The organism is uncultured Algibacter sp. (assembly GCF_905480415.1).
GTDB lineage: Bacteria > Bacteroidota > Bacteroidia > Flavobacteriales > Flavobacteriaceae > Algibacter_B.
This window is the reverse complement of sequence record NZ_CAJQQI010000146.1, coordinates 45,902-54,199: the sequence shown is the minus strand read 5'-3', so window position 1 is coordinate 54,199 and position 8,298 is coordinate 45,902. Positions and strand designations below refer to the sequence as shown.

The following is an 8,298-nucleotide window of genomic DNA, read 5'->3' as shown; positions in this document are numbered from 1 at the left end:
TATCTATCGTCAAGATCAACCTCTTGGTACTGGTCATGCTATTATGTGTGCAAAACCATCTTTATCTGGCCCAGCTGTAATTGCTTATGCCGATACTTTGATAAGGGCAGAATTTGATTTAGATCCAACAGCAGATAGCGTTATTTGGACTAAACAAGTTGATAATCCTGAAGCTTATGGTGTTGTAAAGCTTAATGAAAAACAAGAGATTATAGAGTTAGTTGAAAAGCCAGAAACCTTTGTTTCTGACCAGGCTGTAATTGGAATTTACTATTTTAAAGATGTAGCAGTTTTAAAAGGAAAGCTACAAGAAATATTGGATGAAAATATTATGAATGGTGGCGAATACCAAATTAACGACGGTATTAAGCGTATGATGTCAGAAGGCAAAATTTTCAAAACAGGAACTGTTGATGAGTGGATGGATTGCGGAAATAAAGCCATTACTATTGAAACGAACCAACGTATGCTTGGGTTTTTAAAAGCTGATGGCGTTGAACAGCTAGTAGCTGCTTCAGCAAAATTAGAGAATTCAAAAATTATAGAACCTTGCTTTATTGGCGAAAACGTAGTGCTTAAAAACACAACTATTGGTCCTTTTGTTTCTGTTGGAAATGGCACAGTTATTGAAAACTCAATTATTGAGAATAGTTTAATTCAAACTAATTCTGAAATCACGAATGCCAAATTAAACAATGCTATGATTGGTAATAACGTTAAATTTAATGGTGAATTCACCAGTATTAGTATTGGGGACTATTCTATTTTGGAATAAAAATTTTTCTGAGTTATGTACGCCGTTTTTTATTCATTTAAGGTAAAACCTAAGCAAGTAAAAAATTTTATCAAAGGCTGGCAGGGTCTAACCGATTTAATTTACCAGTATGAAGGAAGTTTAGGATCGCGTTTACATAAAAAAGGACCTTTTGAGTATATGGCCTATGCACAATGGCCAAGTAAAAATAAATTTGAGAGTTCTGGAGAGAATCTACCCGAAAAAGCAAATGAATACAGGGATTTAATGAGGGTGTCTTGTGAGGAAATAGAAGTCATAAGTAAAGCTGAAGTTGTAAAAGATTTACTTGCTGATAAATTATATGATTAAAAAAGGATTTCACATACTTGTTTTTCTGTTCGGAATGCTTCTGATTCCGCAGATAAACTATGCTCAAGTAGATTTTAATAAAACACCTGATGACGATTTAGGAGATAATGAAGATAAGTTCCAAGAGCTATTTTATGAGGCTTTAAAGCAAAAAGGGATAGAAAATTATGATAGAGCAGCTGAGGCATTTCAAAAATGTATAGAAATAGATAACTCTGTACCAGTTTTATATTTTGAATTGGGTAAAAGCTATAATAAACTCAAAAACTTCGGAGCCGCAGAAGATGCCTTTAAAAAAGCCGTTAATAAAGACCCCGATAACGAATGGTTTTTAGATGAACTTTATGGGTTTTATGTTTCGCAAAATGAGCATGATAAAGCTATAAAAACGGTTAAGCAACTTGTTAGATTCCATCCAGATTATAAAGAAGATTTGGCATCTCTTTATGTTAGTATCAAAAAATATGATGCCGCTTTAGAGATTTTAGATGCCTTAGATGCTGAGTTCGGAATTTCAGTAAATAGAGATATCATGCGGAATCGAATTTATGAAGCTTCAGGTCGTAAGAAAGATCAAATAAAGAATTTAGAAAGTCGAGTTGAAAACAACCCAGAAAAAGAATCGAATTATTTGGCGCTTATTTTCCGTTATAGTGAAAACAATGAAAAAGAAAAGGCTTTTGAGACAGCAAAAGAACTTCTAAAGATTAATCCGAATTCGCAACTCGTGCATTTGGCTTTATATAAGTTTTATTTAGATGATAACGAAGCTGAAAAGGCTATTGAATCTATGAAAATAGTGATTAAGAGCACCCAAATAAAGCCTGAAGCGAAACTAAAAGTACTAACAGATTTTGTAAAGTTTGTTAAAGAAAACCCTGAGTATGAAACTGATTTGATTGAAGCTACTACTTTGGTAAGTGATACCAATAACAGCAAAACAGTTATTGAGCTAGGACACTATTATTTGGCTAAAAAGGATAAGGAAAAAGCTTTAGAAAACTTTGAAGCAGCATTGAAGTTAGAACCTAATAATTTTGAGGTCCTACGAAATATAATCCTTCTATATATTGATTTAAAAAAGTTTGATTTGGCGAAAGAAAAGAGTGGTTATGCTCTTGAAATATATCCTTCTCAACCATTACTTTACTTAATAAATGGCGTGGCTTTAAATGAAATGAATAAACCTAAGGAAGCTCTAGAATCTCTAGAAACTGGGTTAGATTATATTATTGAAGACACCAAAATGGAAGCTGATTTTTATAACCAGTTAAGTAAAGCGCACACCTTATTAAACAATACTACCAAGGCAAAAGCGTTTAGTGATAAGGCAAAACAATTACAATCCCCAAATTGATGCATAAATCCTCAAAAATTATCTTAGTCTTATTTGTTATCATATGGTTTAATTGCAAATCTGCAAAAACAATTAATGATGGTGAAGCAAATTACAACTTGTCTACTAGACAATTAGTAAAAGAAAATGCAAAACAGGCTGCCGATTTTAAAACTTTACAAGCAAGACTTAAAATCACGTACACTCAAAAAGGTAAATCGCAAACGCATACACTTAACTTTAGAGCTAAAAAGGATGAAGCACTATGGATAAACGCCACATTTTCGGTAATCAGAGCAATGGTTACACCAGAAAAAGTGAGTTTTTATAATAAACTAGATAACACCTATTTTGATGGGGATTATAAATATTTGAGTGATTTGTTAGGTACTGAATTAGATTTTGAAAAGGTTCAAAACCTATTGTTTGGTGAGACCTTATTTAATTTAAAAGAAGGGACTTACAAGGCTTCTGCAGATCATGATGCTTATGTCGTACAGCCCAAACAACAGCGTGATTTATTCGAAATATTCTTTTTATTAAATCCTTCGAGTTTTAAAGTAAAATCGCAACAAATTTCACAGCCAAAAGAGTTTAGACATCTACAAATTGATTATTTAGCGTATCAAGATGTTGGAAAACAAATTATACCAAAACGTATTAAAGTAATAGCTGTGGAAGCGAGCGAAGAAATGACTGTAGAATTAGAGATGAAGAATGTGTCTTTAAACCAAGACTTACGTTTCCCATTTAAAATACCATCAGGGTTTAAAGAAATCGAGCTTTAAATGAATATTACTAAGCTTACATATAAGATTGTTTTTATTCTAGGGTTTTTACTATCTACAGCCTTAGGTTTTTCTCAAAGTGATAAACAAAAACAACTGGAATCACGCCGACAAGAACTGCGTAGGGAAATTCAAAAAATTAACGAACTACGATCAGAAAACAAGTCCAAAGCAAAATCTGAATTATCTTTAATTGAAGATTTTAATTATAAGATTAGTGTATTATCTAATTTAATAAAAGTTACTAATCAGCAAGCTAATTTACTAACAAGAGAAATTAGCTCTAATCAAAATAAAATTTCAAGTTTAAGAGACGAATTAAAGCAGTTAAAGGAAGATTATGCTGCCATGATAGTGAAGTCTTATAAAAGTAAAAATCAGCAAAGTAGAATTATGTTTTTGCTGTCTTCAAACGATTTTAAGCAGGCTTATAAGCGCTTACAGTATATTAAACAATATTCAGACTATCAGAAGAAACAAGGTGAGATTATAAAAATTAAAACTGTAGAACTTCAGGACACCAATGCTAGTTTGTTAAAACAGCAAGAAGACAAAAAGAAATTAATTGCTGAAAACAGAGGGGTTCAAAATACGCTAGAGAAGGAGCGTAAGCAGCACCAAACGGTTATGGTATCTATTAAAAAGAATTTGTCTAGATATGCATCTCAAATAAAGAAAAAGCAACGTGAGGCCAATAGAATTGATAGGGAAATTGACAGAATTATTAAAGCTGCTATTGCAAAATCAAATAAAAAAGCTGGTAAAACCGCAAGCTCCAAAACGTTTGCTTTAACTTCGGAAGAAAAAGTATTAGCCTCTAATTTTATTTCAAACAAAGGAAAGTTACCTTGGCCAGTTGAGAAAGGTTTTGTGCGTTTAGGTTATGGATCTCAACCACATCCTATTGACAGATCATTAATTATAAAAAGTAACGGTGTACGCATTGCTACTGAAAAAGGCGCAAAAGCTAGAGCTGTTTTTGATGGTGAAGTGAGTGAGATTCTTAAAATGAAAAACGTAAACCCTATTGTGATGATTAGGCACGGAAATTACTTAACACTTTACAGAAATCTATCTCAAGTTTATGTGAAAAAAGGTGATAAAGTAAAAACGAAACAGGTTATAGGAGAAGTTTTTACAAACCCTTCCAACGGAGAAACTATTTTAAGCTTTACATTGTCTAAAGGAACTGCTACTGAAAACCCTGCCAGTTGGATTTATAAGATGTAAAATTCCTGCGAATACAGGAATGACAAAAAGTAAAAGATATAGTGGAAAGCTCGACCATTGGGTAACGCACAAATAATTCTTTTAATCAAATAAAGCCTTTAACTCTGTAGCTTCACTTGGTTTAATTTTTCCGGCGAGTAAAAGACTCAATTGTTTTCTGCGTAAAGCCGCATCAAATCGGGCTATTTCAAGATTGGTTTCTGGTGATACTTCAGGAACTTTTACAGGGCGCCCAGTTTCATCTACAGCTACAAACGTGTAAATGGCCTCATTAGCTTTAGTTCTAGCTCCTGATTCTCTGTCTTCCATCCAGACATCAATATAAATCTCCATAGAGGTGTTAAATGCGCGAGACACCTTTGCTTCAACAGTTACAACACTTCCTAAAGGGACAGCTCTATTAAAAGCCACGTGATTTACAGAAGCGGTTACTACAATACGTCTGGAATGACGTCTTGCAGCAATACTTGCAGCACGATCCATACGGGCTAATAATTCGCCACCAAATAAGTTATTTAAAGGATTGGTTTCACTAGGTAAAACCATATCTGTCATTGTAGTTTTTGATTGTTCGGGTGTTTTTGCCTTCATCGCGGATTTTTATGATATGGCAAAGTTACATATTAAAGCAGTAAAGTAAGATGTAATTTTTTGTTAAACTAGTCTAGTTTTTGGACTAATAACCAAGCATCCTTATTATGAGTTTTTTTAATAGTTCTTAACGCTTTTAAGGCGTCAAGCCTACCTTCGTAACTCGCATAAACGACTTGGTGCAAACCATATTTATTAGCACCAATTTTTCGAGCACTAAACCCATCAGATTTTAGTTGCTTTACTTTTTTCTCACAGTTTTCTTCAATTCTAAAAGCCCCTGCAACAATATGATAATTACCTGTTTGCTTTATTATATTTAAAGTGATTGCCGGAAACGGATTCAAATTAAAAGTAGCTTGTTGAATTTTAGTGTCTAACTCTTGTGTTGCTTGTTCTTGGGCTAGTTGATTATGCGTTTCAATTTGATTTACATAAAATTTAGAAGCACCAAAACCACCTAATGTTAAAGCGATTAAAGCTATAGCAGCATATTTTAAATAGGGCTTAGATTGACGTTTTTCTGGAGTTACAGCAATAGGAACGACTTTTTCAATAGCTTCAGCTTCTTCTTTGTAAACTTCACGAGTAACTGTTGGTGCTTCAAATTGTGATAAGCCAAAAGAATCGGTTAAATAATTTAGATTATATGCAGGCTCAAACAAAATTTTGCCTTCATTATTAAATACAATTTCACCAATATTTTTAAAAGTAAGTGTTTCACCTTGTGTTAGGTAAGATTTTAGAAGCTTAACTCGTTTAGCAATTTTTTTATTGGCAACCTCAAAAGGTATTTTTTCTACATCGGCAATATAATGAGCAAGCAAACCATCATTCTGCTGAATTTGCTCATTAAATGAAACTACTTTTTTTGGTGCATGAAACGTATTTGAAGCATCATCAATGGTTGCTGATACGCGTTGTGTTAAAAATGCACCAAATTCAGGAATGGTAACACACTCATATCTATAAAGTAAATCGCTTATAAAAGTTTCTAACTGCATGAAAACAAAGTTAAAAAAATGTACTTTCTAATAAAATTTAGGCCTAACTATTTATTAACAATATAAAAATTCTTTTATTGCAGTTTAATTATTAGACACTTAGAATGACAGAAAACGATTTGCTTTACACTTTAGCGCTTCAGCATGTATTGAATATTGGCGATATTACTGCTAAACGACTCATTTCAAATTGTGGTTCTGCGGAAGCCGTATTAAAAGAGAAGAAGCAAAATCTATTAAAAATTGATGGCATAGGAAGTGTAACCGTGAGCGATTTGTTTAAAACACATCATATAAAAGAAGCTGAAAAAGAAATTATCTTTATAAATGAAAATGATATCAAAGTTTCTTATTTTCAAGATAGTGATTACCCTGAAAGGCTAAAACATTGTATTGATGGTCCCATTTTATTATTCCAAACAGGACAAATAGATTTAAAGAAGTCACATATCATCAGTATTGTAGGGGCAAGAAAAATTACGACAAGCGGCATTAAATTTTGCGAAGATTTAGTTGAACAATTGGCACCATATAATCCCATAATTGTTTCGGGGTTTGCATACGGAACGGATATTACAGCCCATAAAGCAGCCATGAAGCATAATTTGCAAACCATTGCGTGTTTAGCACATGGATTAAATCAAATTTATCCTAAAGTGCATAAAAAATATATGGTGGATATGGAGAAAAACGGTGGATTTTTATCCGATTTTTGGAGTACTGATAAATTTGATAAACAAAATTTTTTAAAACGAAATAGAATTATTGCGGGTATAAGTGAAGCGACTATTGTTATAGAATCTGCTGAAAAAGGAGGAAGTTTAGTGACAGCTGATATTGCTGGATCATATAACCGAGATGTGTTTGCCGTTCCCGGAAGAACAACCGATAGCCAAAGTATTGGATGCAATAATTTAATAAAGCATCAAAGAGCACATATGCTTTCAACACCTTTGGATGTGCCATATATATTAAATTGGCAATTAGAAGAAAACAAAAAGCCAGCTGTACAGAAACAGTTATTTGTTGATTTGGAGGCTACGGAAAAGGTTATTTATAACTATTTAAAAGACAATGAAAAACAGCAGCTCGATATTATAGCTTTAAACTGTAATTTGCCTATTTTTAAAGTGTCAGGCACGCTACTAAACATGGAATTAAAAGGTATTGTTAGACCGCTTCCTGGGAAATTGTTTGAAGTGATTTAAAATTCTAATTTTAGAGAAGGAAATTTATTAATACCCGACCTTCTCTCTAACCCTTTTTAAAACATTATTAGCAACTAATTTTGCCTTTTCTGCTCCAATGGCAAGCGCTTTATCAATTTCGCTAAGGTTATTCATATAGTAGTTGTAACGTGCTCTAGGTTCTGTAAATTTCTCTAGAATTAACTCATATAAGGCTTGTTTTGCATGTCCGTAACCATAATTACCATTTTCGTAGTTGGCTTTCATGGTTGCTATTTGTTTTTCGGATGCTAACAAACTATAAATAGCAAAACAATTACAAGTACTCCAGTCTTTGGGTTCTTCAAGTGGTGTGCTATCGGTTTGAATGCCCATAATTTGCTTACGTAATTTTTTATCATCTAAAAATATGTTGATGATATTATTTCTACTCTTGCTCATTTTTTGACCATCTGTTCCAGGAATAAGTTTGGTGTCTTTTTGAACCTCAGCCTTAGGTAAAACAAAAGTTTCACCGACTTTAGCATGAAAACGAGAAGCGACATCACGAGTCATTTCAATATGCTGTTCTTGGTCTTTTCCAACAGGGATTATTTCTGCATCGTATAATAAAATATCCGCTGCCATTAGCATTGGGTAAGTAAATAATCCAGAGTTTACATCTTCTAGTCTATCCGCTTTGTCCTTAAAACTATGCGCTAATGTTAAGCGTTGATAAGGAAAAAAACAGCTTAAATACCAAGATAGTTCGGTTACTTGTGGTATATCACTTTGTCTATAAAACACCGTTTTTTCAATATTTAAACCAAAAGCTAACCAAGTGGCGGCTGTAGAATACGTGTTTTCACGCAACGTTTTCGCATCTTTTATTTGAGTTAAAGTATGCAGATTTGCTATAAATAAATACGAATCGTTTTTAGGATTTTCAGCCATTTTTATTGCTGGAATAATAGCTCCTAAAATGTTTCCTAAATGAGGTGTTCCTGTACTTTGTATGCCTGTTAGTATTCTTGCCATATTATTATTCCCGCGAAGACGAAAATCCCATTAAAATTAA

General features: G+C 33.0%; 9 protein-coding genes. 6 read left to right on the top strand and 3 right to left on the bottom strand.

Features of this window, described 5'->3' with window-relative positions:
- The 5 genes from QZ260_RS10085 to QZ260_RS10065 form a co-directional block, all read left to right on the top strand.
- Positions 1-775, top strand: a 775-nt coding sequence (locus tag QZ260_RS10085) for a sugar phosphate nucleotidyltransferase (RefSeq protein ID WP_295985734.1), incomplete at its 5' end; no start/stop codon positions are given.
- A gap of 15 nt (positions 776-790) precedes the next feature.
- Entirely contained in the window at positions 791-1,105 is a 315-nt protein-coding gene (locus QZ260_RS10080; protein WP_295985732.1) for an antibiotic biosynthesis monooxygenase, read from the top strand.
- Positions 1,098-2,462: a tetratricopeptide repeat protein gene (locus QZ260_RS10075; RefSeq protein WP_295985730.1), complete on the top strand. Its 1,365-nt coding sequence runs from the start codon at positions 1,098-1,100 to the stop codon at positions 2,460-2,462. The genes QZ260_RS10080 and QZ260_RS10075 overlap by 8 nt, the downstream gene beginning before the upstream one ends.
- Positions 2,462-3,229, top strand: coding sequence for a DUF4292 domain-containing protein (locus tag QZ260_RS10070; protein WP_295985729.1), 768 nt, complete (start codon positions 2,462-2,464; stop codon positions 3,227-3,229). The genes QZ260_RS10075 and QZ260_RS10070 overlap by 1 nt, the downstream gene beginning before the upstream one ends.
- The gene (locus QZ260_RS10065; RefSeq protein WP_295985724.1) at positions 3,230-4,459 is read left to right on the top strand and encodes a peptidoglycan DD-metalloendopeptidase family protein; all 1,230 of its coding nucleotides are present in this window, start codon (positions 3,230-3,232) and stop codon (positions 4,457-4,459) included.
- 81 nt (positions 4,460-4,540) lie between these two features.
- On the opposite strand, the gene QZ260_RS10060 is transcribed toward QZ260_RS10065, so the two are convergent.
- Both QZ260_RS10060 and QZ260_RS10055 read right to left on the bottom strand, forming a co-directional pair.
- Positions 4,541-5,050 (bottom strand): acyl-CoA thioesterase, encoded by a 510-nt coding sequence (locus QZ260_RS10060; protein WP_271559753.1) that lies wholly within the window; start codon positions 5,048-5,050, stop codon positions 4,541-4,543.
- Between the two features lie 68 nt (positions 5,051-5,118).
- A complete protein-coding gene (locus QZ260_RS10055; protein WP_295985719.1) occupies positions 5,119-6,054 on the bottom strand; it encodes an SPOR domain-containing protein in 936 nt (311 codons plus the stop codon).
- Between the two features lie 104 nt (positions 6,055-6,158).
- Here QZ260_RS10055 and dprA point away from each other — a divergent pair, with 104 nt between their 5' ends.
- Complete coding sequence (gene dprA / locus QZ260_RS10050; protein ID WP_295985718.1) at positions 6,159-7,262, top strand: DNA-processing protein DprA; 1,104 nt, start codon at positions 6,159-6,161, stop codon at positions 7,260-7,262.
- A gap of 27 nt (positions 7,263-7,289) precedes the next feature.
- Here the strand turns inward: dprA and trpS are convergent, their stop codons facing one another.
- The gene (gene trpS, locus QZ260_RS10045) at positions 7,290-8,258 is read right to left on the bottom strand and encodes a tryptophan--tRNA ligase (RefSeq protein ID WP_295985717.1); all 969 of its coding nucleotides are present in this window, start codon (positions 8,256-8,258) and stop codon (positions 7,290-7,292) included.
- Positions 8,259-8,298 lie beyond the last annotated feature (40 nt).

What these genes read in the sequence shown, in the direction of transcription:
- QZ260_RS10080 (WP_295985732.1), top strand. Translation starts at nt 791, where the DNA reads ATGTACGCCGTTTTTTATTCATTTAAGGTAAAACCTAAGCAAGTAAAA.
- QZ260_RS10075 (WP_295985730.1), top strand. Translation starts at nt 1,098, where the DNA reads ATGATTAAAAAAGGATTTCACATACTTGTTTTTCTGTTCGGAATGCTT.
- QZ260_RS10070 (WP_295985729.1), top strand. Translation starts at nt 2,462, where the DNA reads ATGCATAAATCCTCAAAAATTATCTTAGTCTTATTTGTTATCATATGG.
- QZ260_RS10065 (WP_295985724.1), top strand. Translation starts at nt 3,230, where the DNA reads ATGAATATTACTAAGCTTACATATAAGATTGTTTTTATTCTAGGGTTT.
- QZ260_RS10060 (WP_271559753.1), bottom strand. Translation starts at nt 5,050, where the DNA reads ATGAAGGCAAAAACACCCGAACAATCAAAAACTACAATGACAGATATG.
- QZ260_RS10055 (WP_295985719.1), bottom strand. Translation starts at nt 6,054, where the DNA reads ATGCAGTTAGAAACTTTTATAAGCGATTTACTTTATAGATATGAGTGT.
- dprA (WP_295985718.1), top strand. Translation starts at nt 6,159, where the DNA reads ATGACAGAAAACGATTTGCTTTACACTTTAGCGCTTCAGCATGTATTG.
- trpS (WP_295985717.1), bottom strand. Translation starts at nt 8,258, where the DNA reads ATGGCAAGAATACTAACAGGCATACAAAGTACAGGAACACCTCATTTA.